The 19652-nt window shown below is 71.1% G+C and carries 12 protein-coding genes and 1 pseudogene; 8 read left to right on the top strand and 5 right to left on the bottom strand.

All coding sequences use genetic code 11. The annotated features are described in order from the left end of the window. Positions 1 to 276: 276 nt before the first annotated feature. The 3 genes and pseudogenes from IE096_RS09515 to IE096_RS09505 all read left to right on the top strand — a co-directional run bounded on the left by IE096_RS09515 (position 277) and on the right by IE096_RS09505 (position 5394). Positions 277 to 2565 carry a serine/threonine-protein kinase gene (locus IE096_RS09515; RefSeq protein ID WP_189450576.1) on the top strand — a complete coding sequence of 763 codons (2289 nt, stop codon included), beginning with the start codon at positions 277 to 279 and terminating at the stop codon, positions 2563 to 2565. Between the two features lie 70 nt (positions 2566 to 2635). Next, positions 2636 to 3715, top strand: a pseudogene (locus tag IE096_RS09510) (NAD(P)H-dependent flavin oxidoreductase); the annotation flags it as partial. Between the two features lie 128 nt (positions 3716 to 3843). Next, positions 3844 to 5394: an acyl-CoA synthetase gene (locus tag IE096_RS09505; RefSeq protein ID WP_189450572.1), complete on the top strand. Its 1551-nt coding sequence runs from the start codon at positions 3844 to 3846 to the stop codon at positions 5392 to 5394. Between the two features lie 191 nt (positions 5395 to 5585). On the opposite strand, the gene IE096_RS09500 is transcribed toward IE096_RS09505, so the two are convergent. Then, the gene (locus IE096_RS09500) at positions 5586 to 6179 is read right to left on the bottom strand and encodes a hypothetical protein (protein ID WP_189450570.1); all 594 of its coding nucleotides are present in this window, start codon (positions 6177 to 6179) and stop codon (positions 5586 to 5588) included. Positions 6180 to 6371: 192 nt separating this feature from the next. Here IE096_RS09500 and IE096_RS09495 point away from each other — a divergent pair, with 192 nt between their 5' ends. The 3 genes from IE096_RS09495 to IE096_RS09485 all read left to right on the top strand — a co-directional run bounded on the left by IE096_RS09495 (position 6372) and on the right by IE096_RS09485 (position 8575). Then, entirely contained in the window at positions 6372 to 6548 is a 177-nt protein-coding gene (locus tag IE096_RS09495) for a hypothetical protein (RefSeq protein ID WP_189450569.1), read from the top strand. A gap of 286 nt (positions 6549 to 6834) precedes the next feature. After that, positions 6835 to 7671 carry an esterase/lipase family protein gene (locus IE096_RS09490; protein ID WP_229820074.1) on the top strand — a complete coding sequence of 279 codons (837 nt, stop codon included), beginning with the start codon at positions 6835 to 6837 and terminating at the stop codon, positions 7669 to 7671. 277 nt (positions 7672 to 7948) lie between these two features. After that, complete coding sequence (locus IE096_RS09485; protein WP_189450565.1) at positions 7949 to 8575, top strand: TetR/AcrR family transcriptional regulator; 627 nt, start codon at positions 7949 to 7951, stop codon at positions 8573 to 8575. A 96-nt stretch (positions 8576 to 8671) separates the two neighbouring features. Here the strand turns inward: IE096_RS09485 and IE096_RS09480 are convergent, their stop codons facing one another. Together IE096_RS09480 and IE096_RS09475 are read right to left on the bottom strand one after the other, a co-directional pair. Next, entirely contained in the window at positions 8672 to 11938 is a 3267-nt protein-coding gene (locus IE096_RS09480) for a bifunctional cytochrome P450/NADPH--P450 reductase (protein WP_189450563.1), read from the bottom strand. Between the two features lie 492 nt (positions 11939 to 12430). Next, entirely contained in the window at positions 12431 to 13513 is a 1083-nt protein-coding gene (locus IE096_RS09475) for a type III polyketide synthase (protein ID WP_189450561.1), read from the bottom strand. A gap of 245 nt (positions 13514 to 13758) precedes the next feature. On the opposite strand from IE096_RS09475, the gene IE096_RS09470 reads away from it, so the two are divergent. Continuing rightward, positions 13759 to 14295 (top strand): hypothetical protein, encoded by a 537-nt coding sequence (locus IE096_RS09470; protein WP_189450559.1) that lies wholly within the window; start codon positions 13759 to 13761, stop codon positions 14293 to 14295. Positions 14296 to 14454: 159 nt separating this feature from the next. On the opposite strand, the gene IE096_RS09465 is transcribed toward IE096_RS09470, so the two are convergent. Next, on the bottom strand, positions 14455 to 15657 hold the full coding sequence (locus IE096_RS09465) for a hypothetical protein (protein WP_189450557.1): 1203 nt from the start codon (positions 15655 to 15657) through the stop codon (positions 14455 to 14457). A gap of 725 nt (positions 15658 to 16382) precedes the next feature. On the opposite strand from IE096_RS09465, the gene IE096_RS09460 reads away from it, so the two are divergent. Then, complete coding sequence (locus IE096_RS09460) at positions 16383 to 17681, top strand: NucA/NucB deoxyribonuclease domain-containing protein (RefSeq protein ID WP_189450555.1); 1299 nt, start codon at positions 16383 to 16385, stop codon at positions 17679 to 17681. 98 nt (positions 17682 to 17779) lie between these two features. Here the strand turns inward: IE096_RS09460 and glsA are convergent, their stop codons facing one another. Continuing rightward, on the bottom strand, positions 17780 to 19411 hold the full coding sequence (gene glsA / locus IE096_RS09455; RefSeq protein ID WP_189450553.1) for a glutaminase A: 1632 nt from the start codon (positions 19409 to 19411) through the stop codon (positions 17780 to 17782). Between the last annotated feature and the right edge of the window lie 241 nt (positions 19412 to 19652).

Below are 19652 nucleotides of genomic sequence, written 5' to 3'. Positions count from 1 at the left end.
TGCGAACGATCATTGCGTAGCCGAATCGAGCAAAGCACTCCATTGGCGCACTGGTCCTTCCGTCACTCGAAATGACGAAAACAGACAAGCGGCGTCCTGGTCGTATCGAGTGACAATGCGTCGCCGCCCTTGCCCCCCGGAGCGATCGGCTTCCTCGGCTGCCGTATCCTTCGCGCGCTCACCCCGGCCTCGTCGTCGGCCTACAAGCCGCCTGGCCCGGCCGCCATACTTGAGGGGCCGGGGGAGGCACAGCGAATCGACGGGGGCGGCGGCAGCATGGCGGACACCAGGCTGATCCAGGGCCGGTACCAGCTGCTCGACCTGATCGGGCGGGGCGGCATGGGCGAGGTGTGGCGCGCCCGTGACGAGTCCCTCGGCCGCCACGTGGCCGTCAAGTGCCTCAAGCCCATGGGCCGTCAGCACGAGCCGTCCTACCTCCGGGTGCTCCGCGAGCGGTTCCGCAGGGAGGCGCGCGTGGCCGCCTCCCTCCAGCACCGGGGGATCACCGTCGTCCATGACTTCGGCGAGTCGGAGGGCGGCGTCCTCTATCTGGTGATGGAGCTCCTCGACGGCCGCAACCTCAGTCAGCTCCTGGAGGACAACAGGCACCACCCGCTGCCCGTGCCCGAGGTCATCGAGATCGCCGCCCAGGTGGGCGCCGCCCTCGACTACACCCACCGGCAGGGCATCGTCCACCGCGACCTCAAGCCCGCCAACATCGTCCGCCTCGCCGACGGCACGGTGAAGATATGCGACTTCGGAATCGCGCGCCTCGCCCACGACATCGGCTTCTCCGCCCGGCTCACCGGCACCGGCATCGCCATGGGCACCCCGCACTACATGTCGCCCGAGCAGATCGGCTCCGGCAACGTCGACCACCGCAGCGACCTGTACTCGCTGGGCTGCGTGCTCTACGAGATCGCCACCGGCGCCCCGCCCTTCGACATGGACGACGCCTGGGCCGTGCTCGTCGGCCACCGCGACACCCCGCCCCGCCCGCCGCGCGAGCTCCGGCCCGAACTGCCCTGCCCCTTCGAGACGGTCGTCCTCGACCTGCTCGCCAAGAACCCCGACGACCGGCCGGCGGACGCCGCCGCCTTCGTCCAGGGCCTCGCCGAGCTCACCCCGTACCGGATGATGGCCACGCCCCCCGGCGGCACCCTGTCCGAGGGCCGGCCGCGGCCCGTACGGGCCGCCGCGCGGCTCCCGGAACCGCCCCGGCTGCCCGGCTGGGCCCGGAACATGACCACCGGCTCCAAGGCCGCCGGCACCGGCCGGCTCCAGCCGCCGCCGGACCCCTCCGCCGCGCTCACCGGCGCGTGGACCGGCGCCCGGGAGGACGGACCCGCCGGCACCGGCACCCGCCGGATCCCGCCGCAGCCGTCCGGCTCCGAACGCCCGTCCCCGGACGAGCGCGCGGCCGAACTCGCCGCGCGCTACAGCGAGGGGCTGCGCCTGGCCCGGCTCGACCGCTGGGCCGAGGCCGCCGAGGTGCAGCGGGCCGTCGCCACCGAACGCGACCGGCTGCTGGGCCCCGACCACCCCGACACCCTCGCCGCCCGCTACGAGCTCGGCTTCGCCCTGAGCCGGCTGGGCCGCCCCCAGGACGCCCTGCGGGAGTTCGCCCGGACGGCGGCGGGCCGCGAGCGCGCCGCGGGCCCCGACCACCCCGACACCCTGGCGGCCCGTCAGGAGACCGCGTACGTGCTCGGCCAGCTCGGCCGCCACTTCGAGGCCCACCAGGTCTACACGTCCGTGCTCGCCGCCCGCGAGCGCGTCATGGGCGGCGACCACCCCGACACCCTGCGCTGCCGCCACAACCTGGCCTTCAACCTCAGCAGACTGGGCCGCCTGGAGGAGTCCTACCGGATGGCGAGCGACGTCGCGGCCGCCCGCTCCCGGGTCGTGGGCCGCGAGCACCCCGACACCCTCGTCACCCGCTACGAGGTCGGCTACGCGCTCGGCCAGCTCGGCCGCTGGACCGAGGCGCTGCGCACGTACCAGGAGGTCGCCGCCTCCCGCGCCCGGGTGCTCGGCCCCGACGAGCCCGACACCCTCGCCGCCCGCTACGAGGCCGGGATCTGCCTGGGCCGGCTGGGCCGCAGCGAGGAGGCCCTGGAGCTCTACCGCGAACTGGTCGAGGACCGCACCCGCGCCCAGGGCCCGGCCCACCCCGACACCCTGCGCGCCCGGCACGGACTGGGCGTCAACCTCGGCCGTCTGGGCCGCTGGGAGGAGGCCCTCGCCGAGGCGCGCGACGTCTGCGCGATCCGCGCCCGGGTACTGGGCCCCGACCACCCCGACACCCTCGTCAGCCGCCGCGAGGTGGCGGTCGGCCTCGGCTGGCTCGGCCGCTGGACGGACGCCCTCGCCGTCTACCGCGACGTGGCCCAGGCCCGGCAGCGCGTGCTGGGCGCGGACCACCCCGACGCCCTGGCCAGCCGGCACGACGAGGCCCACTGCCTGGAGCAGCTCGGCCGCTCGGCCGAGGCCGTCGAGCTCTACCGCCAGGTCGCGGCGGTCCGCCGGACCAGCGCCACCCGGGGGAACCAGCAGCCGCGCTGAACTGACGAGGTGTCAGAAAATCTGCTCCGATGGCTTCCCTCCGCCACCTCCCTGCGGCATCCTGCCGCCCATGCGGACCGAGCTGAGCCGCCGGCTGGGCATCGAGCACGCCCTCTTCGGCTTCACGCCCTTCCCCCCGGTCGCCGCCGCGATCAGCCGCGCCGGAGGACTCGGCGTCCTCGGCGCGGTGCGCTACACCGCGCCCGGTGAACTCGAGCGCGACCTCGACTGGATGCAGGCGCACACCGACGGCAGACCCTACGGCCTGGACGTCGTCATGCCCGCCCGCACCGTCCCCGGCCTGACCGAGGCCGATGTCGAGGCCATGATCCCCGACGGGCACCGGGAGTTCGTCCGCAGGACGCTCGCCGAGCACGGCGTGCCCGAACTCGCCGAGGGCGAACGTTCCGGCTGGCGCATCACGGGCTGGCTGGAGGACGTCGCCCGCACCCAGCTCGACGTGGCCTTCGACTACCCCCTCGCGCTCCTCGCCAACGCCCTCGGCCCACCGCCCGCCGACGTCATCGAACGCGCCCACAGCCGGGGCGTCCTCGTCGCCGCGCTCGCCGGCAGCGCCCGGCACGCCGTCCGGCACGCGGCGGCGGGCGTCGACATCGTCGTCGCCCAGGGCTACGAGGCGGGCGGCCACACCGGGGAGGTCGCCACGATGGTGCTCACCCCCGAGGTCGTCCGGGCCGTCGATCCGCTGCCCGTCCTGGCGGCGGGCGGCATCGGCAGTGGCGAGCAGATCGCCGCCGGGCTCGCCCTCGGCGCGCAGGGCGTCTGGCTGGGCTCGATCTGGCTCACCACCGAGGAGGCCGGCCTGACCTCCCGCGCCCTGACCGCCAAGCTCCTGGCCGCGGGTTCCGGCGACACCGTCCGCTCCCGCGCCCTCACCGGCAAGCCCGCCCGCCAGCTCCGCACGCCCTGGACCGACGCCTGGGACGACCCCGACGGCCCCGGCACCCTGCCCATGCCCCTCCAGGGCCTCCTCGTGGCCGAGGCCCTCTCCCGCATCCAGAAGCACGAGGTGGTACCGCTGCTGGGCACGCCGGTGGGCCAGATCGTAGGGGCGATGGACACGGTCCGCAGCGTCCAGGCGGTAGTGGACGACCTGACGAGGGGCTTCGAACGAGCAGTGAGGAAGTTGTGGGCAATCGTTCCGCAAGGCGATGGGGGTCCCCCCTGCTCGAGCGAAGCCGAGAGCTTGGGGGAGGGTGGGCACAACGCCACCCACCGGCCCGCACCCGGCGACGCTCCCCATAAGGACACGACCTCATGACAGAGCAGAGCAACGGCTTCTGGGCCCAGGCCACCGCCGACCCGCACCGCGAAGTGTTGGTCACCCCGCAGGGCGAACCCTGGACGGCAGGCCACCTCCACGCCGAGGCCAACCGCCTCGTCCACGCCCTCCGGGCGGAAGGGCTGCGCGAGGGCGACGCCTTCGCCGTCGTCCTCCCCAACGGCGCCGAATTCCTCACCGCCCACCTCGCCGCCACCCAGGCCGGCCTGTATCTCGTCCCCGTCAACCACCACCTCGTCGCCCCGGAGATCGCCTGGATCCTCGCGGACTCCGGCGCCAAGGCGCTCATCGCCCACGAGCGCTGGGCGGACACCGTGCGGGCCGCCGCCGACGAGGCCCGACTGCCGCCCTCCGGGCGGTACGCGGTCGGGGACATCACCGGCTTCCGGCCCTACGCCGCCCTCCTCGACGGCCGGCCCACCACCCCGCCCGGCGACCGGACCCTCGGCTGGGTCATGAACTACACCTCCGGCACCACCGGCCGCCCGCGCGGCATCCGCCGCCCCCTGCCCGGCATCCCGCCCGAGGAGGCCCACCTCGGCGGGTTCCTCGGCATCTTCGGCATCAAGCCCCACGACGGCAACGTCCATCTGGTGTGCTCACCGCTCTACCACACCGCCGTCCTGCAATTCGCCGCCGCGTCCCTGCACCTCGGGCACCGGCTGGTGGTCATGGACAAATGGACCCCCGAGGAGATGCTGCGACTGATCGACGCCCACCGCTGCACCCATACGCACATGGTCCCCACCCAGTTCGGCCGGCTGCTCGCCCTGCCCGCCGACGTACGGGCCGCCTACGACGTCTCCTCGCTGCGGCACGCCATCCACGGCGCCGCGCCCTGCCCGGAGCATGTGAAACGGGCGATGATCGAGTGGTGGGGCGGGTGCGTGGAGGAGTACTACGCGGCCAGCGAAGGCGGTGGCGCGTACGCCACGTCCGAGGAGTGGCTGCGCAAGCCCGGCACGGTCGGCCGTGCCTGGCCCATCAGCGAGATCGCCGTTCTCGACGACGACGGCGAGCCCGCGCCCACCGGGCAGGTCGGCACGGTCTATCTGCGGATGACCACCGGCTCCTTCGCCTACCACAAGGACGCCGACAAGACCCGGCGCGGCCGCGTCGGCGACTTCTTCACCGTCGGCGACCTCGGCCATCTCGACGAGGACGGCTATCTCTTCCTCCACGACCGCAAGATCGACCTGATCATCTCGGGCGGCGTCAACATCTACCCCGCCGAGGTCGAGTCCGTGCTCCTGGCCCACCCGGCCGTCGCCGACGCCGCCGTCTTCGGCGTCCCGCACGACGACTGGGGCGAGGAGGTCAAGGCCGTCGTCGAACCGGAGCCCGGCCGTTCCCCGGACGCCGCCCTCGCCGCCGAACTCCTCGCCCACTGCGCCGCCCGGCTCGCCGGCTACAAGCGCCCCAGAAGCGTGGAGTTCACCGAATCCATGCCGCGCGACCCCAACGGCAAGCTCTACAAGCGGCTGCTGCGCGACCCGTACTGGCACGGCCGGAACCGTCCCGTCTGACGCGATCGCGCCTCAGCGCTCGCGCACCCCGACCACCTTCAGCGCAGCACCTCTTCGGCGCACTCGTACCCACTCTGTACGCGCGCGCCCGGCAACAGTGCCCCCGCCGGAGCTCGGAGCCGCCCCGATGCGGGAAGCCCCCGGACTCCACTATGCCCCCAGCTGCGGAGCATCGTTCTTCGGCGGCCTGCTCAGCAGGGGACGACCGTCCACACGTGGTACCAGTTCTGCGAGTTGAGGGCGGAGATCGGCGGGAGGGTCTGCTCGATGTATTTGCCGTACTTGCCGTAGAACTTCGCACGGTGGGTTCCGTACTGGCGGTTCACCCAGGATCCGGTGCCGGTGTAGTTCATGGCGTAGGAGTGGCAGGAGTACATCGGGTCTTCGCTGCCGGTCCAGCCGTAGCCGCTGAAGGCGCAGAAGTAGCCGTTCTGGGTACTGGCGTATGGGTTGCAGATGCTGCTGTAGGCGGGGGCGGTGCTGCCGTGGTCGGTGAAGGTGCGCGGGTGCGCCTCGCCGGGGATGGCGACGCGGATGGTGCGCTTGTCGTCGACCTTGATCTCGTTGAGGGAGATCTGCTTGCCGCCGCTACGCTGGAGGTACTTGGCGACTTCGGCGCGCAGCGCGTCGTCCTGCGCGGGGGTGAGATGCGCGGCGCGGGCCTGGTCGGCGAACGGCTCGGGCGTGCTGGCGCCGGCGGTTCCCGCGCTGATCGAGAGTGTGAGCAGTGCAGCGGCTGCGGAAGCGGTGGCGATCTCCCTTTTGGTGCGGGTTCGGCCGGCCATGGATGTTTCCCCCCTGGTGCGCGGTTGATGGGCCGCCGGCGATGCTGGCAGCGCTGGCCGGTGGCGTCGAGACCGAATACTGGTCAGATCTGATGCATGGATTGAAGTTCGACCCGCGTGCCTCACGTGCCTCACATGTGATCACACGATCGAGGGGGCTACCGGGTCGATGCCAAGGATGTCGCGGATCTGATGGACGGCGAGCGCGAGGCCGTCGAGGCGGCCCCCGGTGACGAGCTCGCCACCGACTACGAGGGCCCGGATCAGGAACTGGTCCCCGGCCTCATGACCGAGCTCGTGACGCGATCTTGTAGAGATGTGATGGCCGGGTGTGACTGGTGTGATGATCCGGCTGTTCGCGGGGTGTGAGTACGCGCCTGTGCTTCCCTCCCTTTAGAACCTCCCGCCTCGGCGTGCACACCGAGGGCCGGGAAGGCCGCCCCCGGGGGCGCGCGGCCGAGGGTCCGGGATCCTCCTCGGTCGGCACTCCTGGGAAATATCGCGCGTGGTCCGAGTTCCGCACTCCTCAGGGGCCGTCTTGCACATACCCAGATACGCCGCCGCCGTCTGTGCCGCCGCCGCGGCGACTGTCTTGGCCACCTCCACGTCCGCGGCAGCGGAGACCGGCCCGGCGCAGGACAATTTCCTTCCCGCCTTGGGCTATTCCATCCTCCGCCTCGACATCGATCCGCCGGGCGCCAACGACTGGAACTGCCGTCCCAGCGCCGCCCACCCGCGTCCGGTCGTCCTGGTCCACGGAACCTACGAGAACCGCTACAACAACTGGGCCCGGATGTCCCCCGAGTTGAAGGCCCAGGGCTACTGCGTCTACGCCCTCGACTTCGGCGACACCGACGACGCCGGAGTGGCTCTCGCTCCCACCGTCAAGGGCTACGGAGACATCAAGAAGTCCTCCAAGGAGCTGGCCGCCTTCGTGGACAAGGTGCTCGCCGCCAGCGGCTCCGGGCAGGTGGACCTCGTCGGCCACTCCCAGGGCGGGACCCTGTCCCGCTGGTATCTCAAGGCCGACGGTGGCGCGAACACGAGCGATCCCTCGAAGAACAAGGTCAAGAAGGTCGTCCAACTCGGCGCGACCAACCACGGCACCACCATCAGCGGCATCGAGACCCTCGCCGACAAGCTCCACATCCTGGAGTCCGGGGAGAAGCCCCTCGGGAAGGCGGGCATCCAGCAGTACGAGAAGTCCGACTTCATCAAGGAGCTCAACGCCGACGGGGACACCGTCCCCGGCGTCGACTACACCGTGATCGGCACGAAGTACGACGAGATCACCACCCCCTGGCGGAGCACGTTCATGACGGCGGGCCCCGGAGCAACGGTGCGGAACATCACCTTGCAGGAGGGCTGCTTCGTCGACTTCTCCGCCCACCTGAGCATGTCGTACAGCCCGCGTGCGATCGGACTGGTCAAGCGGGCCCTGGACCCCGCAGCGCCGGCGGCTCCTTGTGTGCCGAGGGCGCCCGCCTTCTGATTCCGGCCCGAAGGTCCGTCTCGGCCGACTGGTTGGCGGTAAGCGCCTGACGATCAGGGCGCGGTCGCCGCGGTTGTGATGCGGGCGGCGTAGACCCGCGGGGCCTTGCGCTCGGCGGGGCCGGCGGCTCCGGCGGCGAGGACGGCGGCCTGCCGCAGCGCGCTGCGGTGGAGTTCGAGCGGCGCGGGTGATACGGAGGGAGTGGCCCTGGGCCGCGTATCGAAAGACTGGGTCGTTCGACTCAATCAATCGACCAGGTCGTCGATACAATGCGGGCATGGCTCATGTCTCCGCGGCCGAGCGCCGTCCTCAGCTGATCAAAGCGGCCATCGACCTCATGGCCAGGGAGGGCGTCGCCGCCGGCAGCACGCGCGCCATCGCCGCGGAGCTCGGCGTCGCGCAGGCCACGGTCCATTACACCTTCGGCACGAAGGCGGACCTGTACCGGGCGGTCATGGAGCGGCTCACCGACGACCTGACCTCGCGGGTCGAGCGAGCGGCGCCCGAGGGCGCCGGTTTCGAGGAGACGATCGTCGCGATGGCGGCCGCCTTGTGGCGCGCCGTGCAGGAGGAGACGGCTCGTTACCGTCTGCTCACCGAGCTGAGCATGCTCGCCCTGCGCACCCCCGGCCTGAACGAGGCATACCAGGGTTACTACCGGGGGGTGAGCGAGGTGACGGCGAGGCTGGTGACCGAGGTGGCGGCGCGGACCGGGTACGAACTCGCCCAGCCCGCGGAGACGATCGCCCGCTTCTTCCTCGCAGGCGTCGACGGACTGACGATGCAGTACCTCTACGCGCCGGACGAGTTCTCGGAAGGCATCGGCCTGCGGGCACTGGTCTCCGCGACCATCGCCCTGGCCGGGGGGCGGCTGGAGCCGGCGGACATGCCGACGACGGGCTGACGTCGGTTCCCTGGGGGCGCGGACGGGACGTTCCCGGTATCCGTCGTCGGCGCCGACGGGTCCACGGGCAGTGGACCCGTCAGCCAGGGGCTACGGTCAGCCCGCCCAGACGTCCTCGGCGTAGTGACCGGACTCGGCGAGGGAGACCAGCCAGGCGGCGGCCTCCTCGCCGGACGCGCCGGTGTTCTCGCGGTGGATCGCCATGAGCGCCTCCCGCACCGCGGGCGCCATGCGGCGGCCGTCGCCGCAGACACGGACCCGGCCGCCGGCTTCCAGCACCGCCCAGACCTCCGCGCCCTCGCGCGCGATGCGGTCCTGGACGAAGCGGACGCCGTCCTCGGGCGCGTGCATGAAGGTGGGGCGCATGCTCACGGCCCCGGCCGCCTCGGCGGCTTCGAACTCCTCCCGGTGGAGGTAGTCGACGTCGGGGTGGTCACAGCCGAAGTAGCACAGCAGCGTTCCGGCCGACCGGGTGTAGAGCCGGTCGAGGATCGCGCCGCGGAAAGGCGCCAGCCCGGTGCCCGCGCTGACCAGGACGACCGGCACGGAGGGGTCCTCGGGCAGCCGGAAGGCCTCGCTGCACGGCAGTACCCGGGCCTGGAGGGTGTCACCGGCCGTCACGGTCCGGAGGTGGTGCGAGGCGATGCCGTGGAAGACGCCCTCGCCGCTTCGGTGGGGCGCGGTGAGCAGCGACACCATCAGGTCCACCTCGCCGGGAGAGGCGTCGGCGGACGAGGAGATCGAGTAGTGGCGCGGGCGCAGGACCGGCAGCATCTCCAGGAAGCGCGCGAAGGGCAGTTCGCAGGCGCGGTGGTGCTCCAGCAGGTCCAGGACGCTGCGCCCGGCGGCCGTCACCCGCTCGCGGAAGGTCTCGGGGTCCGCGGCGGCGAGTTCGGCCAGGGGGCGCTTCTCGGGCGGGCAGCCGGTGTGCTCGGCGAGCACGGCGACCTGTTCCCGGGTGGCGGGGTCCTGTAGTTCCACGAAGTCGGTCAGCAACCGGCGCAGGGTCAGCGGGCGGTCGATCGGCAGGGTGTTGACGCCGCGGCGGCGCGCGTGCAGCCGGACGGTACGGTCCAGGTCGAGGCCGAACCGGTCGGCGACCCGCCGTACGAGGGCGTCCGGGTTGCGCGGGAGCACGGCCAGGTGGTCCCCGGTGCGATAGGTGACGCCGTCGGGCAGCCGCAGTCTCAGGAAGCGCTTGGAGCGGCCGAGCTCGTGGTCCGTGTCGACGAGCTCGTACGCGTCGAGCACCTCCATCGGCTGCACGCCGTGCCGTGCCGCGAGCCCGCCGATGACCGACTCGGGGGTGTCCTGGATCTCGTAGAGGCCCTGATCCCGGCCCTGGCCCTGATCTTGGCCCTGATCTTGGCCCTGATCCCGGTCCTGGCCCTCTCCCGGTTTGGCGGCCGACACGGCGCGGGGCGCCGGGTCGCCGTAGCGCTCCAGCAGGGCGGTCCACAGGTCGCCCGTCCACCGGTCCACCGTGCCCGCGAAGTCACCGGAGGCGTCGGCGACGCCGCGTGCCAGCAGTGGCGCGGCTCCGGCCGCCGCCAGGCGCTCGTCGATGAGGGTGGGGACGCGCTGGTAGGTGGCCGCCCAGTTGCGGTCGCCGACGCCGAGAACGGCGTACTGGACACCGTCGAGCGAGCCGGGATCGAGTTCCTCCAGCGACGCGACGAACTCGGCGGCGTCGTCGGTGGGCCTGCCGTTGTAGGAGGCGGCCACGATCACCACCGGACCCTCGACGGCGCCCAGTTCGCCCGCGTAGTCGTCGAGGGGCGCCACGGCCGGGGCGAACCCGTGCTCGGCGCCGTCCGCGGCCAGGTCGCGGGCGATGCTCACGCAGGTGCCCAGGTTGGAGCCGTGCAGAACGGTCAGCGCGGTGCCGGTGGCGCGTCGGACCGCAGGACTCTCCCGGTCGGCGGGGGCGCCGCTCGTGGCGGCCGTGGGCAGCCGGCGCTCGCCGCTGGTGCGCCGGGCCAGCTTGAGGGTGAACCCGTCGGGCTTGATGGTGAGGGTCTGTTTGATCTTCAGCTGGTAGTCGGCGTGGTCGATCAGCCGGTAGCGGTGCGTCAGCAGGCCGAGCAGCAGGGTGGCCTCGTGGAGGGCGAACTGCCGGCCTATACAGGCGCGTTCGCCGTTGCCGAACGGCTTGAACAGGTGGACCGAGCGCTTCTCCTCCCGCTCGGGCGCGAAGCGCTCGGGATCGAACAGCTCGACGTTCTCGCCCCAGGCGGGGTCGCGGTGCAGGGCCGGGGTGTAGACGGTGAGCGCCTCCCCCTTGCGCACGGCGTACTTGCCGCCGATGACGGTGTCCTCAAGGGGCTCCACGGCGAAGCCGGGGGCGGTCGGCCACAGCCTCAGGCTTTCGTTGAGCACCTGACGGATGTAGGTGAGCTTGCCGATGTCCCCGTACCCGGGCTCGGGAGTGTCCGTGTCTCCCCACAGGGCGTCCACCTCGGCCTGGGCCCGCGCGAGCACTTCGGGGTGCTTGGTCAGGTAGTACAGGGTGAAGGACAGGGCACCGCTGGTGGTCTCGTGCCCGGCGATGAGGAAGGTGATCACCTGGTTGCGGATGTTCACATCGTCCAGGAGCTCGCCGGTCAGCGTGTCCCGGGTGTGCAGCATCCGGCCCAGCAGATCGTCCGTGCCCGTGTCGCCGGACGCCCTGCGCCGCCGGACGACCTCGTCGACGAGATCCGTCATCAGCTTGACGTCCCGGCGGAACTGCTCGGCCTGCTTCCGTTTGAACAGCTCCGTGCCCGGGATGGACTCCACCCTGTCCTGGGAGAAGGCCAGCGCCCGTGACATCGCCTCGACGAAGGGGTGCGGCTCGTCACGGCCGAACGACCGGAAGTCGTGGCCGAAGCCGCACAGCCCGATGGTGTCGAAGGTCAGCCGGGTCATGTCCTCGGGGACGTCCACCAGCCGTGCCCCGGCGGCCCGGTCCCACTTGGCGATCAGGGACCGGGCGACCCCGAGCATGGTGCCGTGGTAGCCGCGCATCGAGCCGAGCGAGAACGCCGGCATCAGAATGTCGTGGGCCTTGCGCCAGTTCGGCTCGTCGTTGAAGGCGGTGAACAGGCCGTCCCCGGCGAACCGGCGGACCTCGATCAGGTCCGGGGACAGGTTCTTGCGGAACCGGGACTCGTCCGACAGCTCCGCCACCAGATCCAGGCCGCCGACGATGACGCTCTCCGTCCCGAAGAGGCGGAGCCGGAACACCGGACCCATCTCCCTGACCTCCTTCATCAGGAGGTCGTGACCGTCGGCGCCCTTGAGCAGTTCCAGGGCGTGGCCGATCAGGGGCAGCGCCGGACGCTCGGGGATCGCCTGGGCAGTACCAACGGACGCGTGAGTCATGAGCCCGCCTTTCGTTTCAGACCGGCAGTCGATTGCGGACCAACGTACGCCCGACATTGTCAGTCGACAATGTCGGGCGATTGTGTCGATGGACACGGTTGGTCGACTCAACCAAGGAGAGAGGTGAGGCGTCGGTCCGCCGCCCCGAACCGCACAAGTCGTAGACGGCAAAGGCCCCGTCGACGGCCGACGAGGTGGCGGGCGAGCCGGAGCGGCCCCTCCTTGGCCCTGTCGGCCACCCCTCGCATCGCGGCTGCCCAGGGCGTGTCCGACGGAGCGCCCGACCGATCCGTCGGTGAGCTTCACGGCCTGGGAGCGATTGCGCGGGGCCTCTGCGAGCGGTGAGTGGGCCAAGTCTCCCTGGTCACTTGACCGGGGAGAGTCGCCACCTCTGGCTGCCTGCGAGGGAGCCGTCGCGCTGGACAGCGTCAGCCCCGTCGGGCGTTGGTGAGGGTGTAGGCGCCCTTGAAGACGGTCAGGGGCCAGTAGCCGTCACCAGGCCAGGAGCAGCAGTTCGCTCGTGAGGCCCGGCCCGAGGGCGAGGAGGAGGCCGGCGGAACCCGGGGCGGGCGGTGCGGCGAGGGTCCTGCGGAGGACGTCGAGCACCGAGGCGGAGGATACGTTGCCGTACTCGGCCAGCGAGTCCCGGGAACGCGCGAGCGCCCCGGGCGGCAGACCGAGGCCGCGGTCCAGGGCCTCCATGATCTTCGGGCCGCCGGGGTGGCAGACCCAGGCGGCGACGTCATCCGTGCTCAGCCCGTGGCCCGCCAGGAAGTCGTGGACCTCGCCGGGGAGGTACTTCTCGGTGAAGCCGGGGACCTCGGGGGAGAGGAAGGCGGCGAAGCCGCCGTTGCCCACGCGCATGCCCATGAGGTGCTCGGTCCCCGGATGCAGTCGGCTGCGGGCCGCCACCAGCGCCGGGCCTGCCGCCTCCCGGGCCCGGCGGGCGCCGAGGACCACGACGGCGGCGGCCGCGTCGCCGAACAGGCTGGTGGCCACGAGGTTGGCGACGGACGTGTCCGCGTACTGGAAGTTCAGCGAGCACAGCTCGACGGAGACCAGCACGGCCACGTCGTCGGGCCGGCCCCTCAGGTAGTCGTGCACCCGCGACAGACCGGCGGCACCTCCCGCGCAGCCGAGGCCGAGCAGCGGCATGCGGGCCACGTGACCGGGCAGGCGGGCCCGCTGGATGAGCTCGGCGTCGAAGGACGGGACGGAGACCCCGGTGGTGGTCGTGGTGATGACCGCCCCGACCTCGCCGGGCCGCACGCCCGCCGCGGCCAGGGCCTGTTCGAGGGCGTCGAGCCCGACCCGGCGGGCGGTGGCGGTCCACGTCTCTTTGTACTCGGTGAACGTGCGCGGCCGGCGGTACTCGGCCAGGGGCAGGGACAGGTTGCGGTACGCGATGCCCGTGTGCGCGGCGATGCCGGTGAACTGCCGGCGGCGCACGACCGCATCGGCGGAGAGGAACGCCTCGGCGAACACGGCGGCGATGTCCCCCTGACGGTGCCGGTGCGGGGGCGCGGACACCGCCACGGAGGCCACCCGGGGAGCCGCCGGGCTCATGTCGCTCATCAGGCCTCCCAAGGGCGGTCGCGCCGGCGACCGCGTCTGCTCGGTACGGGACAGCCCACGGTGACGCGGGCCCGGCCCGTCCGGCAGGGCGTGAAGCCGGGCGTGAGAGCGCGTCATGCGGCGTGGAGGGCCTGCGGTGCTTTCGGAGGCCCGGGGAAGGGGATGGAACCCGGGGCGCGGGGGGTAGCCAAGTGGCCGTCAGCCGCGCCGTGGCCGGCGCACGTGCAGGAAACGAAGGAGTGCCCATGGTCGGCAAGCGTGGCGCCGGGATCGCTCTGTCCTCCCTCGCCCTGGTCGCCGCGAGCGTCGGAGCACCGGCGGCCCAGGCCCATGGTGGTGGTCATGGTCATGCCGTGGACTGCTCGGGCCGGGAGGACATCACCTACACCCCTGGGCTCGGCCTCTCCAGCAGCCCCTCGGCCGTCAGCGTCGACGGCACGTACCACTGCGCGGACGGCCCGGGCCACCTGGTCACGGCCACGTACCACACCGAGGGCACCACCGGAGGCAGTTGCCTGCTCCTCGCCGGGAACCGGTCGGAGGAGACCCTGCACTACGCGGACGGCGGCACGACCGTCATCGCGTACCGCTCCGGTCCCTCCGTCCGGCTCGTGGGCGTCAACACCGCGGTGCTCGAAGGCGTGGTCGTCGCCGGACGCGGCAAGGGGTCGGTCGCCGAGAAGAGCATCCACACGCTGCCCGCCGGCCTGCCGACCGACTGCGCGCTCGCCGGTGGCATCAAGCACACGATCGCCTTCACGCACCTGAGCGTCCACCCGTGAGCAGGGTCGGGGACTGGCGCGGTGGCTTCCGCTCCGTTTCCAGTCCCCGCTGCTACCGGTCCCCCAAGGCTGGGCTCGGGGTAGGGACGCGGAAGGCCCCGCACGGAACCGGGAGGCCGGGGGTTCACGTGCGGGGCCGCGCTCACGGGGTGGGGGCTGTCAGACCGCGGTCAGGGTGTACGTACCCGTGCCGTCCTGCCTGCCGCTGGAGAACTGGCGGATCAACTCCCCGTCCGCGTACCGGTCGTGGCCCAGCATGGAGCCGGTGTACTTGTTCTGCAGACCGATCTTCGAACTGCCGGGTACGTCGCGGTAGATGTAGAACCGCTGCAGGTCGTCCTCCCCGCAGGTGGCCGTCGTCAGGTAGGCCTGCTCCAGGTTGGCGATGTTCGACGGGATGGTCGCGCATCCGCCGTTGCCCCAGTTCCACAGGGACGCCTCGATGACGCCGTTGCTCTCCGTCACGTTGCACAGGCGCCAGTTGTCCAGGTGGGCGCTGGTCCAATTGGATTCGCGCAGGCGGATGCCGTCGTTGGCCAGGAGCGGTGCGCTCCAGTTCAGGACCTTGCCGGGGACGTCGATCCTGTAGGCGCCGGGTTGGCAGTTCAGGGCGGTCCGCGTGGCGGGGGCCGGGCTCCCGGTGACCTTCACGCTCTTCTCGGTCTTGGCGGCCTTCTCGGCTTCGTGCCTTGCCTTGTCGGCCTTCGCCGAGGGGACGGGACCTGCCGGGTGCTTCGCGGTGGCGGTGGCGGAGCCGCAGTCCAACAGGCGCTGGGCCTTGGCCATGATGCTGTTGGCGGGGACCTTGTCCTCGCAGCGCACCGCGCCTTCCTCGAGTGCGGTGTAGGTGGTGTAGCTGCCGGTGTCGGCCCCTTCGATCCACTTCAGCGCCCAACTGCCGTCGCCCTGCAGGACGCGGTTGCAGTTGAGACTGCCATAGGTGCCGGTGACCTTCTTGGTGCCCTTGTACACGCCGTAGTAGCCGGGCTGGTTGAAGTTCCAGTTCACCGTGTCGGACACGCTGGACGTGGAGGAGTAGTTGACCTGGACGTTCAGGCCCAGGCTCGCTCCGACCATGCCGAGGGCTTCCTTGCCGAAGCTGCCCTGGATGTTGCCGTTGAGGCCCACCGAGACGGAGATGGACGTTTGGGTGTTGGTGGAGACGGAGTGGCTTCCGGTCGTGCCCTCGGTGACGTACCAGCCCTTGAAGTGGGTGATCGTCGGGGCGACTTCGGTCGACTTGATGAACGGGTGGCGCTTGCCCAGGTCGGCCGCCGTGCAGGACTGCCCGGCCTGAACGGCGCCGGCGTCGGCGGCGGGGGTGGAGCCCTGGGCGGCGGCGGGGCCGGCCACGGCGGTCATGGCAGCGAGCGTCGACGCAGCGGTTACGGTGAGGGCGATCAGCCCTCTGGCCCTGCGGCCGGGAGTTCTTAAGTGGCTCATCATGCCCTTTCCCTGGCCGGGCGCCATGTCGGCCCGGGCCGGAACCCTGCCAGTTATGTGGTGGGGAGCGGTGGTCGACCGAGGTGAATTTAGCGTCGGCAGCGATGCAGTGACGATGATGGAATCAGCCGGTCCGAGGCGGAACTCATGCCCTTCATGGGCTGTTGCGAAGTCTTGACCTGCCCGCGGTTCATCAGGATTTCATCTGCGGTGCTACGATCCGCCGTCGCCGCCGCACAGATGGGCTGTTTCAGTCGTGATTTCGCTGGCTGCCTCGATGGCCAGCGACTGTCAGAACGGATTTCATCGTCTGCCGGCGCGGTCGACTGCCATCAAGGCGTCACGATATTCGGCCAACTTGCGCATTCTCAAATCGAGGACCTTGGACGGCTGTGGCGCCTTGAATGTTTGCGCGCCAGCGTGAACGGCCCTATGAACGATGAGGGCAGAGAGGTATCGGCGCGACAGAAGAGAATTCAGCGAATCGAGCCAGACGGTGTCTGCGGTGAGCCGGAAGGAGATGCGTCGACCCCGACGGCCGACCTGGCAGCTCCAGCGACGGCCGCCCTGCCCGCGCGTCCTGCCGACCGCGGAAGTGACGCCCGAGTGGATTTACCTGCCACCGGAAAAAAGGGGGGCCACCTTTGGAACGCGCCAGACGACTGCTGGCTGCTATAGCCGCACTCACCCTCACCGCAGCCCTTCTCACCCTGGGTGCCTCACCTGCCGCCGCCGCACCGCCGTCGGCCGGCCGGGCGGCCCCCCAAGGCCACGGCACCTGCGCGGCCACCACCCCTGGCTCCGCCCTCCGGCGCCAGGGCGCCGCCTGGTTCTGCTTCAGGACGGGCGGCCCGGCCACCGCCCGCGACCTGGCCGCCATGCACCGCCTGACCGGCGCCCACGGACCGGCTGCGGCCCGCGTCGCGGCCCGTGACCCCGACGTCGACCCGGCCGATCCGCTCGATCTGTGCAAGGAAAACGATAAGGAGATCAACACCTCCCGCAGTATGTACTGCGTACAGCACCCGATCGGCTACGAGCTTCGTGATGCTGACAAGAAGGTGCTCGAGCACGCCGAGGGCGTCGTCATCACCTCGGCCAGGGTCGGCAAAACCGAGTGGGAGGAGAAGGTCATTGCGGCCATCACTCGGGAAACACCCAAAATGCCAAAGATGACGATTGGCCTGAGGTCCGACTGCACCGGCCCGTGCACGGGCGGCGCGGCTTTTGGCGGCGGGCAAGCGGTCCTTCCGGCGGTGGGCAGGGAGCTCCTCACGTCGATCACTTACAGGACCACGGTCGCCAAGGACGGCGTGGCACAGTCCCAGCCCCTCTACCACATGACAGGGACGATCCTCACGCCCGGAACGCCCGGCAGGGCCTCGCTGGACTGGCAGGGCCCCTGGCTTCGCTGTGACAACAAGGTCGGTAACGGGCCCGGCTGCGCCGACGATACGCACATGGCCAACGTGACGTTCCACAAGTCGCAATACAGGGCCGCCGCCGTCAGCTACGAGTGGGCGCAGAAGACACTCAAGTCCGCTGTCACCGGTACCAAGGTGAACCCCCTGCACCGCGATCCCAATTCCGAGGATTCCTGGACGGACACCAAGCGCCGTAGAACGTGCAAGAACCTCCCGTACCCGTTCCCGGCGGACCCTCTTTTGGTACCGGGAGACTCCTGTGACGAGTTCCCCTTTGCCCGGTCCTTCGAGGGCGGCAATCCCAACAACCTGTGTGTGGACATCCTGCCCAGGGAGGTTGGCGGCGTGTGGGATGTGGCGAATGTGAGGGTCATGCGGGGCGACCCCGATACGGCGGCGTGCGTGCGCTCCCATGTCACCTTGCCGGACAACGAGGCGGCGGGCCGCGAGCTGAGCCAAGCGACCCGTTCGGCCCGCATCATCAACGGTGAGCCGTATTTTGTGATCGTCGACAACTGAGCGGATGTGTGCGGGGCCGGTAACTTCGTTTACCGGCCCCGTTGCCGCACCCGGTGGGGCGCACCGACCAGTCGGCGCGCGGCCCCGGCGCCGCGTTCTCAAGGCGCCGGCCGCCGCGGTGTGCCGGTGACTTCGGCCAGTAGGCGGGCCAGGTCGCGGTGTCCGGACCGGTTGGCGTCGTCCAGGGGGGTGCCGCCCCAGCGGTCCACGGGGCGGGGGTCGACGCCCTTGGCGAGGAGGTATTCCACGAGGCCGCGGTGCCCTTCGGCCGCGGCCAGGTGGAGGGCGGTGCGTCCGTCGTAGTCGGCGGCGTCGAGGGGGACGTTGCAGGCGGCCAGGCGGCGGATCTCGTTGACGTCGCCCCTGCTGGCGGCGAAGCACAGGCCCACGATGCCTTCGGTGGCGCTCTGGTGGCGCTTGAGGCGGGGGTCGCGCTTGCCGATCTCGGCGCCGGTGCCGGTGAGCAGGTCGTAGGTGTGGACGTTGTAGCAGTCGACGAGACGCCGGCAGACCTCGATGCCGCGCACCGAGTTCCCGTGACCGTCCAGCCGGGGGGACCAGATGGCGATGCCCATCAGCTGGGGGACGACCAGCATCAGCGCGCCCGATACGCCGCTCTTGGCCGGCAGGCCGATGGTGAAGGCGAATTCGCCGGAGAAGTCGTACATCCCGCACGAGGACATCAGCGAAAGGCAGTGGCGCACTGTTTGGGCGGAGAACACCGGGTCCTCCGTGAGCGGGCACACCCCGGCGTTGGCCAGGGAAGCCGCCGCTACGGCCATTTGCCGTGTGTCGACCTCGATCGAGCAGCACTGTATGTAGAACTCCAGCGTGGCCAGCAGATCGGTGCCGGGCGGGAAGGCGCCGCGTTCGCGCATGGAGTAGCCGAGGGCGAAGTTGCGGTCGGCGGTGTTGCGTTCGGACAGGTAGACGGAGTTGTTGAACCCGACGCTCCGGCCGCCGGCGAGGCGTTTCCAGGTCTCGGCGACGAAGTCGAAGCGGTCCGCGGCGTCGAGGCCGCGCTGGATGAGCGCGCAGCTCATGATGGCACCGGCGTTTATCATCGGGTTGTGCGGCAGGCCCGCCTTGTTGAAGGTCAGCTCGTTGAATCCCTGGCCGCTGGGCTCCCTGCCCACGTGACGGTGGACGGTGTCGGGGCCGTGTTCCTCCAGGGTGAGGCAGTAGCCGACGGTCTTGGACACCGATTGCAGGCAGAAGTTCACGTCCGCGTCGCCGATGGAGAAGCGCTGCCCGTCCACGGTGCACACCGAGATCGCGAACTGCTCGGGGTCCACGCGGGCGAGCTGGGGGATGTACGAGGCGACGGCGCCGCTGCGGTCGGCGCGGACCTCCTCGTGGATGCGCCGGAGGTCGGCCACCAGCGCCGGGAAGTCGGGCACCGCGAGTTCCCCGCAGGCGGCCCGTTCGATGATGCCCCGGTTGTGCCGGGTCGCGGCGGTGAACTCCTCCGCGGTCAGCAGGAGCGGCCCGCTCGCCGGTGGTGCGGGCCGGACACGGTCCAGGTAGGCGATGGTCTCGGCGATCCTGGGGTCGTCGCGCAGGATGCCCGCCTCGTTGAGCACCTTCAGTAACCGGTCGGGAGAGAGCCGGCCCGGCGAATCCTGAGCGAAGCAGGCGAAGATGTCCGCGTGCGATTCCCCGCCCCGGTCGGCTGCGCCGGGCGCACGGGAACGGGTCGCGGTGCGCTTCCCGCTTTTCGCAGCAGGCATGGCTTCCCTCCGGCCCCGGACATCTCCACCGCACCGACGATTCCCGGCCGCCGGAGACGAAAACCGGCCACTTTCGCGTCCTGTGCGCCCCGGCCGGTGGTGCGGTTGCGTACGCCGGTGCGTGATTTCTCGCGCGCGCCGTACGCCCTGCGGCTGTTCGTCAGGGCCGATGCGGCCCGCGCTGGGGCAGGGTGCGGCTGCAGACGAGATCCGACAGGCCCAGCGCCGTATCGGGTGCCAC

It is taken from the genome of Streptomyces abikoensis (assembly GCF_014648775.1).
In the GTDB taxonomy this organism is placed as follows: Bacteria; Actinomycetota; Actinomycetes; order Streptomycetales; family Streptomycetaceae; genus Streptomyces; species Streptomyces abikoensis.
Note: the sequence above shows the minus strand (reverse complement) of the source record. Positions and strands in the feature narration are given on the sequence as shown.